The organism is Arthrobacter sp. NPDC089319 (assembly GCF_040684925.1).
Lineage (GTDB): Bacteria > Actinomycetota > Actinomycetes > Actinomycetales > Micrococcaceae > Crystallibacter.
Genome location: NZ_JBFBGZ010000005.1, coordinates 218,848 through 237,913 on the forward strand (window position 1 = coordinate 218,848; position 19,066 = coordinate 237,913).

The window sequence follows — 19,066 nt, forward strand, 5'->3', positions numbered from 1 at the left end:
GGTTCGCCGGTTGCGGCCGTTTTCCGAACTGGCCGCCGACCCCGGTCCCGGTCACGACCGGGGCCACTCACCCGATCATGGTTCGGCAAGCGTGGACTTCGTGTTGGTCGGCGGAGTCCTCACCCTGATCTTTGTGTCGATCATGCAGTTGACCCTCATCCTGCATGTCCGCAACACACTAATTGACGCCGCAGGGTCCGGTGCCCGGTACGGAACCTTGGCCGATCGTGGTGCGGCCGACGCGCAGGAGCGGACAGAGGCCTTGATCTCGGCTGCGCTGACCGGCGAATATGCGCAAGACGTGCACGTGGAGGAGGTCCTCCGGTCAGGCGTACGCACGTTGCGGGTCACGGTCCGAGCCCCACTGCCTGCGGTTGGACTGATCGGCCCGGACGGTACCTTGGAAGTTGACGGACATGCGGCGTTTCCACGCTGACCGCATAGCGGGTGGACGGTTGTGGGAAGGAGTCGTCGAGTGAGTGCCGAAGCCCGGACCGATCGACAGCGCTCGATGATGCGCCTGCGTCAGCGCCTGCGGGAATGCTTGGACGACGGCCGGGGAGGGGAAGCGGGGAGTGCGGTCGTTGAGTTCGTCTTCCTCGGAACGTTGCTCTTGGTGCCGACGGTTTATTTCGTGATCTCCGTTTCGCAGGTCCAGGCCGCCTCCTTTGCTGTGGTGAATGCGGCCGACCAAGCTGCGAAAGTGTATGCCGGGTCCGACGATGCCACAGCGGGAAGTCAGGCAGCGCATCAGGCGGCTCTCTTCGCCGCAGGAGACTTCGGCATTGGCTCAGATCAACTGGATGTCAAGATCAGCTGCGGCAACGGTGCGTGCTTGGAAGCCGGATCGTCGGTCACGGCGGAAGTATCGATTTCGGTCCCACTGCCGCTGCTCGGTGGCACTGGGCTGAGCATGGCGAGCGTGAACTCCTCGGCAACGCAAATCGTGGAACGGTTCGGATGATGGTCGAGGGACCCGCGAACACCAGAATCGCGCGTGGCCTTGTGCGGGCCAGCAACCAGCAGGGGAGGAGCGACGAAGGCGGCCAGGTACTGGTTCTGCTCATCGGCTTCGTCTTATTGAGCCTGCTGATCCTGACGGTGGTGATGGGTGCATCCACCGTCTACGTCGAAAGGAAAAAGCTGCTATCCGTCGCAGACGGGGCAGCGTTGGCAGCCGCCGATACGTTTGCGTTGGCCGACGTCGAGGCTGGCTCGGGTGCTCCCGTGCCGTCATTGGACGGCGGATCCGTGCGGGGATCGGTCCAGCGCTACTTGTCAGAGACGGATGCCTACGGGAGATTCGACCAGTTGACGGTTGGCGGCGGCACCGGCTCCCCGGAGCGGCGCACGGCGCACGTCGAACTGAGCGCGGTGGTCCGGCCACCGGTGGTCAATTTCCTGATCCCGGCAGGCATTCCGGTGACCGTCTCCAGCGACGCACGCTCAGAACTCAGGCGCTGACCTCCACTCGGGTCAACGGAAGGGCCAGGCGGTATCGCACCGTGTCTAGGCGCCTAATCGCACAGCGCGGTGGTGGCGAGGTAACCGTAGTATTTGCCGGAAGCCGGTCGGAGCGGGTCACCGTTGAACCCATATTTGGTGTTGTCGTTGTTGAAGGCCTCGACGGACGCGAGGAATTGCTTCATCACGGACGACCCATCGCCTCCGCACATCCCGCTATAGATGCAGCGGACCACCGAGCCGGCGACCACCGGACTGGCAAAGCTGGTGCCGTGGGCGGTGTTGTACAGGCCTCCCGGGTAGGTGGAGGTGATGCAGACTCCGGGGGCCGCAATGGTGTGCTGCTGGTCCGCAGCTTGGACCGCGAAGTTGGAGAAGTTGGCAAACTCGTCGTCGGCGCTGGGCACGGACCCTCCGCTGCAGAGCGGCGTTTCCTTGCCGCCGGGGCGGCCGTCGTAGTCCGCCATGGCCGTGGCGGTGAGCACCTCGTCATAGGTGGCCGGAATGGTGGTGGCGAAGTCCGTCGCCGCATTGCCAGCGGCCACCGTCCAAGTGACTCCCTCCGCGACTCCCTGGCAAATCATCTTGTGCAGGGGATCGGACCCGTTGCCGCAATTTCCCTGATCTTGACCGGGGCCACCGATGCTGATGTTGGCAACTTGGATGTCATTCTGTTCGTCCTGATCCGTGCGGGTCGAGACCACCCAGTCGGCGGCGCAGAGCAGTGCAGCCTCTGAGATGGTGCCGGCGTCCGTCATCACCCGGACGGACCAGAGCGGGGCTCCGTACGCGGTGCCGATGACGCCAAAGGTGTTGTTCCTCGCAGCAAGGACTCCAGCAACCATCGTTCCGTGGCCGTAGTGGTCCACCGGGATGACCTCCACCGGAGTGCCTGCCGAGCAGTCCACGCCGCCGCGGACGTTCAGGTCCGGATGGCTGCTGTCGATTCCGGTATCGATCACGGCGGTGTTGACCGCAATCTCCTGGCCGTCCTCGGCTGCCTCTTCAAGGGTGCCTCCGACCCGCAGCCACCAAGCAGGCAGAGATCCAGCGCTCGCGGTGTCGATAACGTCGTCGTCCGCGTCTTCTGCCAACGTGAAGGCCCGCTCGGGCGCAACGAAATCAACGGCCGGATCGGCACCGAGCTGGGCCGCCTCCGAGTCCGTCATGGTCCCCGAATAGCCCTTGAGCGCGTGTTCGTAGGTGCTTGAGAGCGTAAACCCGTATTCCTTCCCCTGCGCCGTGGCGGTGGAATCGACGTTGGTGACGCTGTCCTTGAGAACTACTGTGTAATCGCTTTCGCCCGCGGCGGCTGCGGGTCCGGATCCGGCAACGATGGTTGCGGCGGCCAGGATCACCGCGCTGAAGGCCCCCAGAATTCTTCGTGGACTCTTCGGATGTGGCGCGTTGCCGTCGTGCCCGCTTTCGGACTTTTGCCGCTGTCGCCGGGCGTAACCCGGGCCGTGACTTTGACTGGACATTGCAGCCTCCCCACAAGGTGGAATGTAAATCAGGATGCCCTCGTCCCCGTGTGCAGTGCGTGAACATCCTGCACGTCCGCACTCCCAAAGGTTATTGCAAGCACCGCCCCGGTGCTAGAGGCAGCCGAAAAGCACCGGGAGGTTTTCCTGCCAGAGCCACCATCAACGCACGCCGGGAAGGCATGCCGACCGAGGCCGCAGGAGCCGCAAGGGCGTAGGCCTGACCGGCCGGGGGAGAGGATTCCCCACCATGGCGTACGCTTGGAGAACCATGGCTGAGATCGACTTTCCCGCTGAAATCCGCGCATTGCGCGCCACGTACGAATCCATCGAAGCAGTCTCCGATGTGGAGAGGATCCGCAAGGATATCGCCGAGCTGAGCGAGCAGGCAGGCGTGCCGGATCTGTGGGACGACCCGGCCGCGGCGCAGAAGATCACCTCCAAACTGTCGCACCGCCAGAGCGAACTGGAACGGCTGGAGAAGCTCGCAGCACGGATCGACGATCTGGAGGTCCTGGTGGAGCTGGGCCAAGATGCCGGCGACGAGGACTCCATGACCGAGGCCGCCAGTGAACTGACCTCGCTCAAAAAGGCGCTGTCTGAACTCGAAGTGGTCACCTTGCTGTCGGGGGAGTACGACGAGCGCGAGGCCGTGGTGACCATCCGCTCCGGCGCGGGCGGCGTGGACGCTGCCGACTTCGCCGAAATGCTGATGCGCATGTACCTGCGCTGGGCCGAGCGTCATGGCTATGCCACGCAGGTGCTGGATACCTCCTACGCCGAAGAGGCCGGCTTGAAGTCGGCGACGTTCGAGGTCAAGGCGCCGTTCGCCTTCGGCACGCTCTCGGTGGAGGCGGGCACCCACCGCCTGGTGCGGATCAGCCCGTTCGACAACCAGGGCCGCCGCCAGACCTCGTTCGCCGCCGTCGAGGTTATCCCGCTGATTGAACAGACCGATTCGATCGACATTCCGGACAACGAGATCAAGGTGGACGTGTTCCGCTCCTCAGGCCCGGGCGGTCAGTCGGTGAACACCACCGACTCTGCGGTCCGGCTGACCCACATTCCCACCGGGATTGTGGTCTCGATGCAGAACGAGAAGTCGCAGATCCAGAACCGCGCCGCCGCGTTGCGCGTGCTGCAGTCCCGGCTGCTGCTCTTGAAGAAGGAGCAGCAGGACGCGGAGAAGAAGGCGCTTGCCGGGGACGTCAAGGCGTCCTGGGGCGACCAGATGCGCTCCTACGTGCTGAACCCCTACCAAATGGTCAAGGACCTGCGCACCGAACACGAGGTCGGGAACACCGGTGCGGTGCTGGACGGCGAGATCGACGACTTCATCGACGCCGGCATTCGGTGGCGCGCCAACAGCCGCAACGCGGAAAACTAACCTTTCAGGCTGCACGAAAGCCCGGTCCCTCCCTCTGGAGCGGCCGGGCTTTCGCCGTCCGGGGGAGCTCTGCAACCGAATCGTGACCTGGCACCGGGGTGCTGATGTTGACACTGCTGTGAGCGGGACCATAGATTTACTGTAATCTGAATCACCTTTCAGGTTTGGGTGACCCGACCATCAGGTTCAGACAGTTCCAGATTTCTCCTCAGCAGATTCTTCAACGAAAGGCATCGGAGTGAAGGCAACAAAGAAGTTCCTGATGGCCGCAGCATTGGCCACCGGACTTGCCGTGAGCGCATGCGCTCCCACCACCGGCGGCGAGACCGCCGGTGCGGCCGGCGAGGCCAGCAGTGCGCCCGAGAGCATCAACGTGGGCATCGTCTATTCCGAATCCGGTCCGCTCGCCGCTTACGGCGCGGCCTACTACCAGGGCCTGCAGGCAGGCATTGACTACGCCACCGAGGGGACCGGCGAGGTCAACGGCACCAAGCTGAACCTGACCTACCACGACGACGGCGGCGATCCCGACAAGGCCGTCAACGTCGCCAAGGACCTGATTGGCAAGGACTACAAGATCCTGGCCGGCACGGTGGTGTCCGGCATCGCGCTCAAGCTGGCCGAGCAGGCCGAGCAGAACAAGGTGCTCTACATTTCCGGCCCGGCCGCCACCGACGCGCTGCAGGGCATCAACGACTACACCTTCCGTTCCGGCCGGCAGAGCCTGCAGGACGTGGCCACCGCGGGAACCTTCGTCGATGACCTCAAGGGCAAGAAGGTCGTGGTGTTCGGCCAGGACAACGCGTTCGGCCAGGGCAACCTCGCCGCCGTCAAGGCCGTGCTCGGCGAGCAGGGCGCCGTGGTCGATGACGTCCTGGTGCCCGAAGACGCCACCGAGTTCACGCCGTTCGCCCGCCAGCTGATCGACGCGAAGCCGGATCTGGTCTTCGTTGCCTGGGCCGGCGCCACGTCGGGATCCATGTGGCAGGCACTGAGCCAGCAGGGCGCGTTCGACGCCGCTCCGATCGTGACCGGTCTGGGCGATGCCGCCACCTTCGGTGCCTACGGCCCCGCCTCGGACAAGATCAGCTTCCTGAACCACTACTTCCCCGGCGCTGCCGGCAACGACGTGGAGAAGGCCATGATCGAAAGCGTCGAGGCCGAGGGCAAGAAGGCGGACCTGTTCACCCCGGACGGCTTTGTTGCCGGCCAGATGATCGTCCAGGCCGTCAAGGAAGGCGGCACCGACGTCGACGCCATGGTGACCGCGCTGGAGGGCTACACCTTCGACGGCCCCAAGGGCGAGACGACCGTCCGCGCCTCCGACCACGCGCTGCTGCAAGACATGTACCAGGCCAAGCTCGTGGAACAGGGCAGCGACTGGGCGCCCGAGCTGATCAAGGCGATCCCGGCCGACGAAGTAGCTCCGCCGGAAGCCAAGTAACCGAAACCCAGTATCCGGAGCCGCGCACGCCGCTCCGGCTACCGGTACCGCAGGTCCAGGGGCGCCGCCCGACCCACTCGGTGGGCGGCGGCCCTGGCCGCGGACCGTCCCGGCAACCACCACGGTCCGTGACCACACAGAAAGTGACATGATGACCTCCCCAGATCAGCCCGCGCTCTTGGTGCAGGGCCTCGGCCTGCAGATCGGCGGCGCCCGCATCCTCGAGGATGTCGGATTCTCCGTGGCCACCGGCGAAATGGTCGGCGTGATCGGACCCAACGGTGCCGGCAAGACCACCTTGTTCAATCTCATCTCCGGCGTGCTCAAACCGACCGAAGGGTCCGTCCAGCTCGACGGCGCCGACGTCACCTCGGCATCGATCCATCACCGGGCACGGGCCGGACTGGGCAGGACATTCCAGACCTCAAGCCTGTTTCCGCGGCTGAGCGTGCTGGAAAACGTCCGGCTGGCAGCGCAGGCCGCCCTGGGCGGCAGCCTCTCGGTTTTCCGGTTCCCCTCGCGGACGGATTCCGCAACGTCCGTCGCGCAGCAGAACGTGGCGGAGGTCGGGCTGGAGGACAAGCTGCACACCGCGGCCGGAGACCTCTCGCACGGCGATAAGCGCAAGGTGGAGATCGCCATGCTGCTGGCCGGCGATCCCGCCGTCATCCTGCTGGACGAACCGATGGCCGGGGTGGCCTCCGGCGACGTCCCGGGACTGAGCGCGATCATCCGCCGGATGCACCGCGACCGCGGCTGCACCGTGATGATGGTGGAGCACCACATGGATGTGGTCCTCGGGCTGGTGGACCGGGTGGCGGTCATGCACCACGGCAAGCTGCTGGCCATTGACACCCCGGACGCGGTGATGGCCAATCCCACCGTCCAGAGCGCCTACTTGGGAGAACCCGTATGAGCCAGCACCCTCAGCCCGGCGCGGACGCAGCGCACGCCGGGGCCACCGGTTTTCCGGCCCAGGCCACCGCCGTGCAACCGGCGGCAGCGCAGGCCGGCACCCCGGCCGGGCCGGTGCTGGAAATTTCCGGCCTTACCGCCCACATAGCCGGCCAGCAGGTGGTGGAGGACGTCAGCTTCTCCGTTCCGGCCACCGGAATCACCGCCCTGCTCGGACGCAACGGAGTGGGCAAGACCAGCACCATCAAGGCCGTCATCGGCCTGATCTCGCGGACCGGCAGCGTCACGCTGGACGGGGAGCGGATCGATAAGGAACCCACCTTCAAGATCATCCGCCGCGGCGTCGGCTACGTGCCGGAGGACCGGGAGGTCTTCTCCAAGCTGACCGTGGCCGAGAACCTGCGGCTGGCCGAACGGGACGCCTCCCCGCGCCGCCAGCTGGTGGAGGAACTCTTCCCCGATCTGCTCAAGCGCGCCTCGCAGATGGCCGGCACGCTCTCCGGCGGGCAGCAGCAGATGGTCTCGCTGGCGCGGGCGCTGCTGAACGAGAACAAGCTGCTGCTGATCGACGAACCCACCAAGGGCCTGGCGCCCAAGATCGTGCAGGAAGTCGCCGAGACGCTGGAGCGGGCCGCGGAAACGGTGCCGATCCTGCTGGTGGAGCAGAACCTGCAGGTGGTCCGCCAGTTGGCCGGGGGAGCGGTAGTGCTCTCCGGCGGCAGGGTGGTCCACACCACCAGCAGCGCGCTGGATTTCCTGGACAACGAAGACCTGACCCAGCGCCTGCTGGGCGTCCACGCCGACGCGGGGCACGGCGAAGACACCGACGCGGGGCACGGCGAAGACGCCGCCACCACCCAGACCGACCGGAACGGAGCACAGAAGTGAGTACCATCGTCTTGCTGACCGTCACCGGCCTGGGGCTGGGCGCGCTCTACTTCCTGGTGGCCTCCGGGCTGAGCCTGATCTACGGCCTGATGGGCGTGCTGAACTTCGCGCACGGCTCCTTCCTGACCCTGGGCGCGTTCGCCGGCTGGGAATTCGCCCGCCGCGCCGGGGCCGACAACTGGTGGACCTTCCTCGGCTCGCTCCTGGTCGGCGCGGTGGTGGGTGCGCTGTTCGCGGCGTTCACCGAATTCGTGCTGATCCGCAAGCTCTACGAGCGGCATATCGAACAGGTGCTGGTCACCGTCGGCCTCTCGCTGGCATCGGTCGCGCTGTTCGACGGGATCTGGGGCACCGACACGATCCACATTTCCGGACCGGACTGGTTCCGCGAGACCACCGGCATCCTCGGGGCGCAGATCTCGAACGACCGGTTCGTGGCCATCATCGCCGCGGTGCTCGTGCTGCTGGGCCTGGTGTTCTTCCTCAAGCGCACCCGCTACGGCATGATCATCCGCGCCGGCGTGGAAAGCCGCTCCATGGTGACCGCGCTGGGCATCGACGTCCGCAAAGCCTTCACGCTGGTCTTCGCCATCGGCGGCGCCGCGGCCGGCCTGGGCGGCGTGCTCGCCAGCCACTACTTCCAGTACGTCTCGCCGCTGCTGGGCGGTTCGCTGCTGATCTTCGCCTTCATCGTCACCGTGATCGGCGGCCTGGGTTCGCTCACCGGCGCGGCCATCGCGTCCGTGGTGGTGGCGCTGCTACAGCAGTTCGCCAACTTCTACCTCAATGGCACCGGGGATTTCGTCGTCGTCGTGGCCCTGGCCCTTGTCCTGCTCTTCCGGCCCTCCGGCCTGCTCGGGAGGAAATCATGACCACCAGCAAGACCGACCCGCAGTCCGAGGCGCAGCCGGCAGTTGCCGGCAGTTCCGCAGGCCAGGGCGAGACGGACGCCGCAGCCGCGGGGCGGCGGAAAGCCAAGCACGACGGCGCCGCTGCCGCCGGCGGCCGCAGCCTGCTCACCTGGGGGCTCGGCGGAGCCGGCGTGGTGCTGCTGGCCCTGCTGCCGCTGCTGAACCTGTCCCTGCCCGGAGTGCTGCCCGGGCCCACCTACACGCCGGGTTCGCTGCAGCTGCTCGCCATGTGCATGCTGATGGCCGCGGCGGCGCTCAGCTACCACCTGCTGCTGGGCGTGACCGGGCTGCTGTCCTTCGGCCACGCGCTCTACTTCGGCGCCGGCGTGTACGGGCTCGGCGTCATCCTGGATACCTTCGACATCCCGCTGTTGCCGGCCATGGGCCTGACGCTGCTGCTGGTGATCGTGCTGGCCCACGTGGTCGGTGCGGTGGGGCTGCGCGTGACCGGCATCCCGTTCGCCATGGTGACCTTGGCCTTCGCCGAGGCCGGCCACGTGCTGGTGGGCCGCAACCCCGGCCAGGCCACCGGCGGCGAAGAGGGCCTGACCCTGGCCACCGAGAACCTGCCCGAGGCCCTGCTGGGCGTGGCCAACACCCGCAACCTGTACTGGCTGGCGCTGATTGTGCTGCTGGTGGTCTTCGCCGTGGTGACCTGGGTGCAGTACAGCCGGGCCGGCCATGTGGCCGCGGCCGTGCGGGAGAACGAGCTGCGGGTGCGGGTGATCGGCCTGCAGCCGTACCTGATCAAGCTGCTGGTCTTCGTGGTGGGCGGCGTGCTGGCCTCGGCCGTGGGCATGGTGTACCTGCTGCTGCAGTCCGGGGCCGTCCCGCGCAGCCTCTCCGCCGACTTCACCATCACCTTGCTGGTCATGGTGGTGCTCGGCGGCGTGGGCTCGCGCTGGGGCGCGATCATCGGCGGCGTGTTCTACACGCTGCTGGACCAGCGGCTCACCGCGCTGGCCCAGTCGGAGGCCATTGCCGGGCTGCCGGACATCCTGCGGATTCCGCTCTCCGAGCCGCTGTTCATCCTCGGTACACTGTTCATTCTGGTGGTCCTCTTCCTGCCCGGCGGCATCACCGGAGCGGTGCACAGGGCCACCCTCAGCCGCGGCCAGCGCCGCCAGGCAGCCGCCCGGCAGCGCCAAGCACTGGAGAATGCCGAGTGAACCAGCAGCACAACCAGCAGGACGGGCTCCATACCCTGGGCCGCTGGACAGCGGACCGCGCCGTGTCCACACCGGACCGGGTGGCGATCGATGACCGCGGGGTAGTCCTGCGCTACCGCGAGCTCGACGCCCGGGCCGATGCCCTGGCCGGCCGGCTGCTCGCCGCCGGCTACGGGGTGGGGGACCGGATCGCCACCCTGACCGGCAACTCCGCCGACCACGTGGTGCTGTTCTTCGCCTGCGCCAAGGCCGGACTGGTCCTGGTGCCGCTGTCCTGGCGCCTGTCGCCGCGGGAGATCGCCGAGCAGCTGCAGCTGGCCGACCCGGCGCTGCTGCTGGTGGAGCACGAATTCGACGCGCTCGCCGCTGCTGCCGCCGCGATGCTGCCGCTGCCGCCCCGCACCGCCACGCTCGGGCCCTCGGGGGTGGAGCGGCAGGTGCCGCACCCCACCCGGCGGGCGGCAGGGAACGTCCTCGACGCCGCAGTGCAGCGGGAAGTGCGCGACGACGATGCCCTCCTGATGATTTTCACGTCCGGCACCGAGGGGCAGAGCAAGGCCGCCATCCTCACGCATGCGAACTGTTTCTGGACCAACCTCTCGCTCTCGCGGACCATGGAGCTGTCCAGCGCCGACGTGGTGCTGGCGGCCCTGCCGCAGTTCCACGTGGGGGGCTGGAACATCCAGCCGCTGCTGGCGTGGTGGACCGGTGCCACGGTGGTGCTGGAACGGACGTTTGATGCCGGGCGGGTGCTACAGCTGATCGCCGAACGCAAGGTCACCACCATGATGGGTGTTCCCGCCCAATACGCCATGCTGGCCGAGCACCCGGACTTCGCCTCCGCAGACCTGTCCCGGCTGCAGCACGCCATCGTCGGCGGGGCATCCATGCCGGCACCGTTGCTGCGGATCTGGCACAAGCGGGGCGTGGCACTGAGCCAGGGCTACGGGCTGACCGAAGCGTCGCCGAATGTGCTCTGCCTGCCCAATGAGGATGCCGCGTCCATGATCGGCTACGCAGGAAAGCCCTACCCACACGTCAGCGTGGCGGTAGCGGACCCGGCCACCGGCGAGATCCTCACCGGCGAAGCCACCGGCGAGCTGCTGGTCGCGGGCCCGGGCGTCTTCGCCGGCTACTTCCGTAATCCGGAGGCAACGGCGGCAGCGCTCGCCGGCGGCTGGCTGCGCACCGGGGACCTGGTGGAACGCACGGCTGACGGCTTCTACCGGATCGTGGACCGGATCAAGGACCTGTATATCTCCGGCGGCGAAAACGTGGCGCCGGCGCAGGTGGAGCAGACCCTGCTGTCGCATCCCGCGGTGGCGGAGGCCGCCGTCGTCGGGGTCCCCGACGCACGATGGGGGGAGACGGGGCTGGCCTACGTGGTGGTCCGGCCGGGCCAAATCACCGACGCCGAAGAGCTGGCCGAGCACTGCAAGGCTCAGCTGGCCTCCTTCAAGGTCCCCGGGCGTTTCGACTTTGTGCCAACCTTGCCGCGGACGGCCTTGAACAAGGTGGCCCGGGGACGGCTGCGGCAGGCCGCCGTCCGGCCCGAGCATGCCGCGTGGACCGCAGCAGTTGCGGGATCGGAGCAGGAATCATGAGTGCCGCACCACGCACCGCCCGGGGCACCCGGACCCGCGCCAAGTTGCTGGCAGCGGCGGAAACCGTGTTCGCTTCGGTGGGCTATCACGACGCCTCGATCGTGAAGATCACCGAGCAGGCGGACGTCGGCCTGGGCACGTTCTACCTCTACTTCCAGGGCAAGCAGGCCATCTTCGACGAAGTGGTCGAGGACCTCAACCGGCGGGTGCGCCAAGCGATGACCGAGGCGGCCAAGTCGGCCGGCAACCGGCTGGAAGCCGAGCGCGCCGGGTTCAAGGCGTTCTTCCGCTTCACCGCGGAGCACCCCGCGCTCTACCGGATTGTCCGGCAGGCCGAGTTCGTCTCGCCGGGCGCACTGCGGATGCACTACACGCGCATCGTCAACGGCTACATCGAGGGGCTGAAGGCGGCGCAGGCCACCGGTGAGGTCCGGCCGATGGATCCGGATGTAGCGGCCTGGGCGCTGATGGGCATTGGCGAGCTGATCGGCATGCGCTGGGTTCTCTGGGAGGACGACGCCGGTGCGCAGCCCGTTCCGCGGGAAGTGCCCGATCATGTTTTTGAAGAAATGATGCAGTTTATCGAGCGGGCCCTGGCGCCCGGACAACCGCACGGGACGGAAGGACACCCCCATGGCTGAACAGACTCTGACAGGCCGCAGCGCCGTGGTCACAGGCGGGGCCAGCGGCATCGGTGAAGCCTGTGCCCGGGCCCTCGCCGAGCGCGGCGCCAAGGTCACCGTGGCGGACCTGGACGGTGCCGCCGCCGAACGCGTGGCGCAGGAGATCGGCGGCGTCCCGTGGCAAGTGGACCTCAGCGACACCCGGGCACTGGAAACGGCGACGGTGGACACTGACATCCTGGTCAACAACGCCGGCATCCAGCGGATCAACCCGATCGAGGAATTCGCGCCGGAGGACTTCAGGCTGATGCTGCGCCTGATGCTGGAGTCCCCGTTCCTGCTGATCCGCGCGGCGCTGCCGGGCATGTACCAGCGCGGCTTCGGCAGAATCATCAACATCTCCTCGGTGCACGGGCTGCGGGCGTCGGCCTACAAATCCGCGTACGTCTCGGCCAAGCACGGCCTCGAAGGTCTCTCCAAGGTCACGGCACTGGAGGGCGGCGCGCACGGCGTGACCAGCAACTGCATCAATCCCGGCTACGTGAAGACGCCGCTGGTGGAGAAACAGATTGCGGACCAGGCCCGGCTGCACCAACTGCCGGAGGAGGAAGTAGTGGCCCAGGTGATGCTCACCGAAAGCGCCGTCAAACGCCTGACCGAACCGCACGAGGTGGCCTCGCTGGCCTGCTGGCTGGCCAGCGCCGACGCCGGCATGGTCACCGGCGCGTCCTACACGATGGATGGCGGATGGTCCAGCCGATGAGCGCTGAACCGACAGCCCTGCCCTATTCAACCCTGGACGTTCCGGTCCGCGGCGGCACCTTGCGCACCGGCGTGTGGGGGCCACAGGATCCGACGGCGCCCGCCGTGCTGGCCGTGCACGGGGTGACCGCGTCACACCGGACCTGGGGCCTGCTGGCGCAGGAGCTCGACGGCGTGCGGCTGATCGCCCCGGACCTGCGCGGCCGTGGCCGCAGCAACCAGCTGCCCGGACCGTTCGGCATGGCGGCCCACGCCGATGACCTCGCCGCGGTGATGGCGGCACACGGGGTGGGCAGCGCCGTCGTCGTCGGTCATTCCATGGGGGCGTTCGCCTCCGTGGTGCTGGCGCGGCGGCATCCGGAACTGGTGCGGTCGCTGGTGCTGGTGGACGGCGGGCTGCCGCTGCAGGTGCCCGCCGGTCTCAGCGACGAGGAAGTCATCCAGTCCGTGCTGGGGCCGGCGGCCGAACGGCTGGCGGCAACGTTCCCCAGCCGGGAAGCCTACCGGGACTTCTGGCGCGCGCACCCGGCCTTCGCCGACCACTGGAACGCGCTGGTGGAGGACTACGTGGACTACGACCTTTCCGGCGAACCCCCGCTGCTGCGGCCGTCGACCAACTACCAGGCGATGGCCCGCGACACCGCGGACCTGAACGGCGGGGCGTCCCTGATGGACGCGCTGGAGTCGCTGGCCGTGCCGGCCGTGCTGCTGCGCGCGCCGCGCGGCCTGCTGAACGAAGACGCGGGCCTGTACACGCCCGGCTATGTGGACCAGTGGGCCCGCCGGCTGCCCGCGCTGCAGGCCAGCGACGTGCCCGGGACGAACCACTACACCATCGTGATGGACAGCCCGGGCGCCGCCGCGGTGGCCGAAGCCGTGCGCCAAGCCGTGGGTTCGCTGGTGAAACGACACACCCGGACTGCTGCAGGCTAAACCCAAGACTGCGTGCTTATAGTCGAGAGGCTGAGGTTTCTTCCCCCAAGCACAGGCCCTCGTCCTCGGCACTGAGGCACAAAGTAGTCATGATTCGATTCGATAACGTCACGAAGATCTACGATCAGAACTCGCGTCCTGCCCTGGACAAGATCAGCCTGGAGATTGACCGCGGGGACTTCGCGTTCTTGGTCGGCTCCTCCGGGTCCGGAAAATCAACGTTCATCCGGCTGGTTCTGAAAGAAGACCGTGCCACCCGCGGCGCCGTGTACGTCGCCGGCCAGAATGTGGCCAACATTCCCAGCTGGCGCGTGCCCAAACTGCGCCGCGGCATCGGCGTGGTGTTCCAGGACTTCCGGCTGTTGCCCAACAAGACGGTGTTCGCGAACGTGGCGTTTGCCATGCAGGTGATCGGACGCAGCCGTGCCGTGATCCGCGAGACGGTGCCCGAAGTACTCAAGACGGTGGGCTTGGAGGGCAAAGACCACCGCATGCCGCACGAACTCTCCGGCGGCGAGCAGCAGCGCGTTGCCATTGCCCGGGCCGTGGTGAATAAGCCCGGGATCCTGCTGGCCGACGAGCCCACGGGCAACCTGGATCCGACCACCTCGATGGGCATCATGAAGGTGCTGGACCGGATTAACCAGAACGGCACCACCGTGGTGATGGCCACGCATGACGACGTGATCGTGAACGAGATGCGCAAGCGCGTGATCGAACTGCGCGACGGCGTGCTGGTGCGTGACCAGGCCGAAGGCATCTACCTGGGCGAGCCGGAGGAGGCCAAATGAGACTGGCTTTTATCCTCGGTGAAATCGGTTCCGGCCTGCGCCGGAATCTGTCCATGGTGGTCTCCGTGGTACTGGTGACGTTCATTTCGCTCACCTTCGTGGGCGCCGCCGGCATGCTGCAGATGCAGATCAACCAGATGAAGGGCTACTGGTACGACAAGGTCCAGGTGGCCGTCTTCCTGTGTGTTGACACCTCGACGGCGGCCAGTTGTGCGTCCGGCCCGGTGACTGATGAACAGCGCGCCGAGATCGAGGCCACGCTGACCAGCCCGGCGGTGGAGCAGTACGTGGACACCTACCTGTATGAATCGCAGGATGACGCGCTGGGCCACTTCCGCGACCAGTTCGCGAATTCGCCGATTGTTGATTCGGTGACCGCCGACCAGTTGCCGGAGTCCTTCCGCATCTCCCTGGTGGATCCGCAGAAGTACGAGGTCATCAACGAAATCTTCTCCTCGCAGCCCGGCGTGGAGGTGGTGGTGGACCAGCGCGAAATCCTGGAAAAGGTCTTCAACGTCATGAACATCGCCTCGCTGGTGGCGGTGGGCATCGCCGTCATCATGATTGTCTGCGCCATCCTGCTGATCGCCACCACCATCAGGCTCTCGGCCTTCAGCCGCCGCCGGGAAACCGGCATTATGCGCCTGGTCGGGGCCTCGAAGGCGGTGATCCAGCTGCCGTTTGTGCTGGAAGGCGTGATCGCGGCCGTGGTCGGGGCCTTGCTGGCCTCGGTCACCCTGTGGGCCGTGGCGCACTTCTTCATCGGCGACTGGCTGGCCAGCCAGTACCCGGATACCGCATTCATTTCCTCCAACACCATGCTGGTCATCGGCCCCGCGCTGGTGCTGCTGGGGGCTGTCCTCGCAGGAATATCGTCCCTCCTGACCCTGCGCCGCTACTTGAAGGTCTAGAATCATGAAACGTGAGCAGAACTTGACATTGGGGAGCCAGGCTGTGAGCCGTTCAACGCCGCGGAAGAAATGCCTTCCGCAGGGGATTCTGAGTGCAGCCATGGCGGCTCTGCTCGCGTTCTCGCTGGGATCTGCCGGGCCGGCCCAGGCCGACGAGCTCGACGACCGCAAGGCGGCGCTGGAACAGGAAATCGAGGAGATCGAGCACTCGCTGGAATTCCTTGACGCGGACATCGTGGAGACGGTCAAGGAGCTCAAGGAGTACCAGAGCCGGTTGCCCGGGGCCCAGCAGAAGCTCTCCGAGGCTGAGGGCCGGGTGGAAGCGGCTGCCAACAAGGTGGCCGCCTTGGCGCAGCGCGTGGATCTGGCCCTGCAGACCAAGGACAAGATCAACCAGCAGCTGGCCAGCGACGCCGAAGAGCTCAAGGAGACCAAGAAGGTCATCGGCCAGATTGCCACCCAGGCCTACAAGCAGGGCGGCGTGCCGTCCAATCTATCGCTGTTCTTCGGCTCCGACGGCGACGCGAGCCTGGCCAGCACCATCGACCTGGCCGACCAGGCGCTGCGCAGCCAGAACGCGGCGCTGAACAAGCTGTCCCAGCAGAACGCCACCAACGTGAACTCCCAGGCCCGGCTGGAGGCTGTGGAAGAGGAAATCAGGGACCTGAAGGCACAAGCCGAGGACGCGTTGGCGGCGGAGCAGACCGCCCGTGACGAGGCCGCGGCCGAGAAGCAGAAGGTCGACCAGCTGATTTCCGAGACCTCGGCGCTGTCGGACAGCCTGCAGGCCCGGAAACCGGAGATCGAGCAGGAGCTGGCCAAGTCCGAGCAGGCCCAGCAGCAGGTGCTCGCCCAGATCAAGGAGCGGCAGGAACGGCTGCGCCGCGAGGCAGAGGAAAAGGCCCGGCGCGAAGCCGAAGAGCAGCGCAAGGCCCAGGAAGCGTGGGAACGCGAACAGGCCCGGATCAAGGCGGCCCAGCAGGCGGCGCGGAACAACGGCCAGCCGGTGCCGCAGATCATTCCCAAGGTCAAGCCGCCGAAACCGGCCACCTCATCGCCGTCGTCCTTTGGATTGATCAGCCCAACCAGCGGTGCCATCACCTCCGGGTTCGGCTGGCGGAGCACGCCGCCCGGCACCATCGACTTTTTCGGCACCGGCGGCTACCTGCACAGCGGGATCGATTATGGACCCGGCTGCAATGCCCCGGTGTATGCGCCCGCCGCCGGCACGGTGGAGCGCGCAGACGGCTCGGTCTGGGGCGGCGGCAACAGCGTGACGATCAGCCACGGCTGGGTGGCCGGCAACGTGCTGGACACGAACTACTACCACCTGAACAAGTACGTGGTGTATGCCGGCCAGCAGGTCGGGCAGGGACAATTGATCGGCTACGTGGGCAGCACCGGTAACTCCACCGGGTGCCACCTTCACTTCGAAACCATCCTGAATGCCGATTTCGTAAATCCGCTGAACTTGCTCTAACGCTCCGGCTGGAGCGGGCGCCGCGGGACTAAAGCCCGCGGCGCCGCTATAATGGAACGTTCCGACGACGAAGGAGTTACCCCGTGCCCAGAGAAAGTGGCCGAAAGGTAGTGGCCACCAATCGAAAGGCCCGGCACGACTACCACATCATGGATACCTACGAGGCCGGGATGGCCTTGATGGGAACCGAGGTGAAGTCCCTGCGCGAGGGCCGCGCCTCGCTGGTGGACGGCTTCGCCATCTTCTACAACGACGAGCTGTATCTGGAGTCCGTCTACATCCCGGAATACCTCAACGGGAGCTGGACGAACCACGCCGCCCGCCGCCGGCGGAAACTGCTGCTGCACCGGGCCGAGCTGGAGAAGATTGCGCGCGCCACCCGGGAGTCCGGCTACACCATTGTGCCGCTGCAGCTGTACTTCAATGACGGCCTTGCCAAAGTGGAGATCGGCGTGGGCCGCGGCAAAAAAGATTACGACAAGCGGCAGACGCTGCGCGAGAAGCAGGACAACCGCGAGGCCCTGCGCGCCATGCGGGAAAAGAACCGCGGAGCCTGACCCGCGGGAGCCGCGGTCATGCGGAGGCGGACCCTTGCTGCTCCGGCAACGTCAGCCGGCCGTGATGGACCGGCTCACCAAATCGAGCCACGCTGACAGTCCGCCGCCGGCCAGCGCCGCCCGCTGGCGCTGCGCGCCGTTGCCCTCCAGCCGCAGTCTGGCGCACTGCTCATGCACCCAGCCGCGGTCCCCGTGTTGTTCCAGGGCGTCGTCGATGTGCCGGAGCAGCAGCTCAAGGACGTCGAACGCGGGCCAGAGGGTTGCCGAATCAAGGTGCACCAGTTTGTCGGACAGCCCGAACCGGGCAGCCTGCCAGAGCGCCACATCCAGATGCTCCGGAAAGTGGTTGGCAGCCAGCCGGCCGGCGACGGCGGCAGCCTGTTCGGTAGCTACCAGCGCCCTCGCGAGTCCCGCCAGCAGCACGCTGTCCGACGCCGTGAGCTGGCTGTCGGAGGCACGGATTTCGATGGTGGGGAACTGGTCCGACAGCCGCGCGAGCCAAGAAATGTGGCCCGGGTCCGGTGCTACCCCGGAGGCGTACAGCTGCCGCACACGGACGCGGTAATCGTGCAAGTCGGCAAAGTACGGCGGACACCCCTGGATCTGCCACCGGCGGTACAGGATGGTCCGCCAGCTGGCGAAGCCGCTGTCCGCATGCCGCCAGAACGGCGAGTTGGCCGAGACCGCGGTCAGCAAGGGCAGCCAGGGCCGCAGGCGGTTGAGCACCTGCACCCGCACCTCCGGATCAGCCACTTCAACGTGGATGTGCATGCCGGTGACATACTGGTCGGCGACCAGCGCCGGCGCACGTTCGGCTATGCCGCGGTAGCGGGGAGAATCGGTCACCGACGCCGGGCGCAGATCGGCGTCGAAAATCACGCCGATTCCGGCCGCTGCAGCACCGGTCAAGACCGCACTGTGGGCTAGATCGCGGCGGAAGTCCAGCAGGGCCTCGGCAGCTTCGGCCAGGGTGCGGCATACCGGTGTGGCGGTCTCCACCTGGCAGTCCAGCAACTCGGTACTGACCCAGTCAGGGTTGGTGTCCAGCCGCAGGGCCGCCCGCACGGCCGGCCCCGTGGGCACCGGCTGTGCCGACCGGGGATCCATCAGCAGGAATTCTTCCTCGATGCCGAAGGTGGCCGAGGTGGAAGTCGGTCCCGCCGCTGTGCCCTCCGTTGCACGCACGACCATGGTTGAAGCGTAATCTCGCCCGGGCATGCTGGCTAGAATAATGAGGGAATAGACAGCTGTGGGGATGGGTTACACTGGATGGTCCGGGCAGGTAACTGACCGGCACCAATAGTTATTTTGATAACTACATACGGGGATGACAGGTTTCGACGATGTTAGTCGCGCCAGGGGAAGCGGGCCGAGGATGCAGAGTTATCTCGGAAACGCTCTCTGCAAACCAATAAGTGCCGAATCTAAGCGCACTGACTTCGCACTCGCTGCCTAAGTAGCGGTGCAAGTCCGTCAGCCCGGGGATGCTCTCGCCCCGGATGCTGGCGTCATTAAGAGAGCCACTGCTGGATGCCTTCGCCGTTGGGGTATCCGGGACATTTAGACGGCTGGGCCCGGGTCAGCCACCTGTTTGCAGGATGGTTGGGGCCAAGAAAACCCGACGCAAACTGCGCCCGGAGAAGTCCTGGCAACACAACATCGGACGGGGGTTCAATTCCCCCCATCTCCACTGATTTAGCCCCGGATTTCCGGGGCTTTTTCTTTTCCTGCCGGGGGCAGCTCGAG

At 66.6% G+C, this 19,066-nt stretch carries 19 protein-coding genes and 1 other RNA gene; 18 read left to right on the plus strand and 2 right to left on the minus strand.

Going from position 1 to position 19,066, the window contains the following annotated elements:
- The first annotated feature begins 28 nt into the window (after nt 1-28).
- From AB0N75_RS09470 to AB0N75_RS09480, 3 genes are read left to right on the plus strand one after another with little or no spacing between them, the layout of a single operon-like run.
- Nucleotides 29-436: a TadE family protein gene (locus AB0N75_RS09470; RefSeq protein ID WP_364648795.1), complete on the plus strand. Its 408-nt coding sequence runs from the start codon at nt 29-31 to the stop codon at nt 434-436.
- Between the two features lie 39 nt (nt 437-475).
- Entirely contained in the window at nt 476-964 is a 489-nt protein-coding gene (locus AB0N75_RS09475) for a hypothetical protein (RefSeq protein ID WP_364648438.1), read from the plus strand.
- Nucleotides 964-1,464: a pilus assembly protein TadG-related protein gene (locus AB0N75_RS09480; protein ID WP_364648441.1), complete on the plus strand. Its 501-nt coding sequence runs from the start codon at nt 964-966 to the stop codon at nt 1,462-1,464. Before AB0N75_RS09475 ends, AB0N75_RS09480 begins: the two co-directional genes overlap by 1 nt.
- 53 nt (nt 1,465-1,517) lie before the next feature.
- On the opposite strand, the gene AB0N75_RS09485 is transcribed toward AB0N75_RS09480, so the two are convergent.
- Nucleotides 1,518-2,945: a S8 family serine peptidase gene (locus AB0N75_RS09485; protein ID WP_364648444.1), complete on the minus strand. Its 1,428-nt coding sequence runs from the start codon at nt 2,943-2,945 to the stop codon at nt 1,518-1,520.
- Nucleotides 2,946-3,216: 271 nt separating this feature from the next.
- Between AB0N75_RS09485 and prfB the strand changes: the two genes are divergently transcribed.
- The 14 genes from prfB to smpB all read left to right on the plus strand — a co-directional run bounded on the left by prfB (nt 3,217) and on the right by smpB (nt 17,320).
- Nucleotides 3,217-4,332 carry a peptide chain release factor 2 gene (prfB, locus tag AB0N75_RS09490; RefSeq protein WP_364648446.1) on the plus strand — a complete coding sequence of 372 codons (1,116 nt, stop codon included), beginning with the start codon at nt 3,217-3,219 and terminating at the stop codon, nt 4,330-4,332.
- Between the two features lie 238 nt (nt 4,333-4,570).
- The gene (locus AB0N75_RS09495; RefSeq protein WP_364648449.1) at nt 4,571-5,776 is read left to right on the plus strand and encodes a substrate-binding domain-containing protein; all 1,206 of its coding nucleotides are present in this window, start codon (nt 4,571-4,573) and stop codon (nt 5,774-5,776) included.
- Nucleotides 5,777-5,927: 151 nt separating this feature from the next.
- Nucleotides 5,928-6,692: an ABC transporter ATP-binding protein gene (locus AB0N75_RS09500; protein WP_241914959.1), complete on the plus strand. Its 765-nt coding sequence runs from the start codon at nt 5,928-5,930 to the stop codon at nt 6,690-6,692.
- Nucleotides 6,689-7,579, plus strand: coding sequence for an ABC transporter ATP-binding protein (locus AB0N75_RS09505; RefSeq protein WP_364648453.1), 891 nt, complete (start codon nt 6,689-6,691; stop codon nt 7,577-7,579). The genes AB0N75_RS09500 and AB0N75_RS09505 overlap by 4 nt, the downstream gene beginning before the upstream one ends.
- Nucleotides 7,576-8,451 carry a branched-chain amino acid ABC transporter permease gene (locus AB0N75_RS09510; RefSeq protein WP_364648455.1) on the plus strand — a complete coding sequence of 292 codons (876 nt, stop codon included), beginning with the start codon at nt 7,576-7,578 and terminating at the stop codon, nt 8,449-8,451. The genes AB0N75_RS09505 and AB0N75_RS09510 overlap by 4 nt, the downstream gene beginning before the upstream one ends.
- Nucleotides 8,448-9,659, plus strand: a complete 1,212-nt coding sequence (locus tag AB0N75_RS09515) for a branched-chain amino acid ABC transporter permease (protein ID WP_364648458.1) — start codon at nt 8,448-8,450, stop codon at nt 9,657-9,659. Before AB0N75_RS09510 ends, AB0N75_RS09515 begins: the two co-directional genes overlap by 4 nt.
- Nucleotides 9,656-11,263, plus strand: coding sequence for an AMP-binding protein (locus AB0N75_RS09520; protein ID WP_364648461.1), 1,608 nt, complete (start codon nt 9,656-9,658; stop codon nt 11,261-11,263). Before AB0N75_RS09515 ends, AB0N75_RS09520 begins: the two co-directional genes overlap by 4 nt.
- On the plus strand, nt 11,260-11,904 hold the full coding sequence (locus AB0N75_RS09525) for a TetR/AcrR family transcriptional regulator (protein WP_364648464.1): 645 nt from the start codon (nt 11,260-11,262) through the stop codon (nt 11,902-11,904). The genes AB0N75_RS09520 and AB0N75_RS09525 overlap by 4 nt, the downstream gene beginning before the upstream one ends.
- Nucleotides 11,897-12,649, plus strand: a complete 753-nt coding sequence (locus tag AB0N75_RS09530) for a 3-hydroxybutyrate dehydrogenase (protein ID WP_136784621.1) — start codon at nt 11,897-11,899, stop codon at nt 12,647-12,649. The genes AB0N75_RS09525 and AB0N75_RS09530 overlap by 8 nt, the downstream gene beginning before the upstream one ends.
- Complete coding sequence (locus tag AB0N75_RS09535) at nt 12,646-13,581, plus strand: alpha/beta hydrolase (RefSeq protein WP_364648467.1); 936 nt, start codon at nt 12,646-12,648, stop codon at nt 13,579-13,581. The genes AB0N75_RS09530 and AB0N75_RS09535 overlap by 4 nt, the downstream gene beginning before the upstream one ends.
- 89 nt (nt 13,582-13,670) lie before the next feature.
- Nucleotides 13,671-14,372: a cell division ATP-binding protein FtsE gene (gene ftsE, locus AB0N75_RS09540; RefSeq protein ID WP_364648470.1), complete on the plus strand. Its 702-nt coding sequence runs from the start codon at nt 13,671-13,673 to the stop codon at nt 14,370-14,372.
- Complete coding sequence (gene ftsX, locus AB0N75_RS09545; RefSeq protein ID WP_364648473.1) at nt 14,369-15,283, plus strand: permease-like cell division protein FtsX; 915 nt, start codon at nt 14,369-14,371, stop codon at nt 15,281-15,283. Before ftsE ends, ftsX begins: the two co-directional genes overlap by 4 nt.
- 100 nt (nt 15,284-15,383) lie before the next feature.
- Nucleotides 15,384-16,763 (plus strand): peptidoglycan DD-metalloendopeptidase family protein, encoded by a 1,380-nt coding sequence (locus AB0N75_RS09550; RefSeq protein WP_364648476.1) that lies wholly within the window; start codon nt 15,384-15,386, stop codon nt 16,761-16,763.
- A gap of 83 nt (nt 16,764-16,846) precedes the next feature.
- A complete protein-coding gene (smpB, locus tag AB0N75_RS09555; RefSeq protein WP_364648479.1) occupies nt 16,847-17,320 on the plus strand; it encodes an SsrA-binding protein SmpB in 474 nt (157 codons plus the stop codon).
- 51 nt (nt 17,321-17,371) lie between these two features.
- Here the strand turns inward: smpB and AB0N75_RS09560 are convergent, their stop codons facing one another.
- On the minus strand, nt 17,372-18,511 hold the full coding sequence (locus tag AB0N75_RS09560) for a glutamate--cysteine ligase (RefSeq protein WP_364648482.1): 1,140 nt from the start codon (nt 18,509-18,511) through the stop codon (nt 17,372-17,374).
- Between the two features lie 132 nt (nt 18,512-18,643).
- On the opposite strand from AB0N75_RS09560, the gene ssrA reads away from it, so the two are divergent.
- Nucleotides 18,644-19,013, plus strand: a transfer-messenger RNA (tmRNA) gene (gene ssrA / locus AB0N75_RS09565).
- Nucleotides 19,014-19,066: the final 53 nt, after the last annotated feature.

Coding starts and splice junctions, on each gene's coding strand:
- AB0N75_RS09530 (WP_136784621.1), top strand. CDS start 11,897: ATGGCTGAACAGACTCTGACAGGCCGCAGCGCCGTGGTCACAGGCGGG.
- AB0N75_RS09505 (WP_364648453.1), top strand. CDS start 6,689: ATGAGCCAGCACCCTCAGCCCGGCGCGGACGCAGCGCACGCCGGGGCC.
- AB0N75_RS09535 (WP_364648467.1), top strand. CDS start 12,646: ATGAGCGCTGAACCGACAGCCCTGCCCTATTCAACCCTGGACGTTCCG.
- AB0N75_RS09560 (WP_364648482.1), bottom strand. CDS start 18,511: ATGGTCGTGCGTGCAACGGAGGGCACAGCGGCGGGACCGACTTCCACC.
- ftsX (WP_364648473.1), top strand. CDS start 14,369: ATGAGACTGGCTTTTATCCTCGGTGAAATCGGTTCCGGCCTGCGCCGG.
- prfB (WP_364648446.1), top strand. CDS start 3,217: ATGGCTGAGATCGACTTTCCCGCTGAAATCCGCGCATTGCGCGCCACG.
- AB0N75_RS09515 (WP_364648458.1), top strand. CDS start 8,448: ATGACCACCAGCAAGACCGACCCGCAGTCCGAGGCGCAGCCGGCAGTT.
- AB0N75_RS09550 (WP_364648476.1), top strand. CDS start 15,384: ATGGCGGCTCTGCTCGCGTTCTCGCTGGGATCTGCCGGGCCGGCCCAG.
- ftsE (WP_364648470.1), top strand. CDS start 13,671: ATGATTCGATTCGATAACGTCACGAAGATCTACGATCAGAACTCGCGT.
- AB0N75_RS09500 (WP_241914959.1), top strand. CDS start 5,928: ATGACCTCCCCAGATCAGCCCGCGCTCTTGGTGCAGGGCCTCGGCCTG.
- AB0N75_RS09525 (WP_364648464.1), top strand. CDS start 11,260: ATGAGTGCCGCACCACGCACCGCCCGGGGCACCCGGACCCGCGCCAAG.
- AB0N75_RS09485 (WP_364648444.1), bottom strand. CDS start 2,945: ATGTCCAGTCAAAGTCACGGCCCGGGTTACGCCCGGCGACAGCGGCAA.
- AB0N75_RS09480 (WP_364648441.1), top strand. CDS start 964: ATGGTCGAGGGACCCGCGAACACCAGAATCGCGCGTGGCCTTGTGCGG.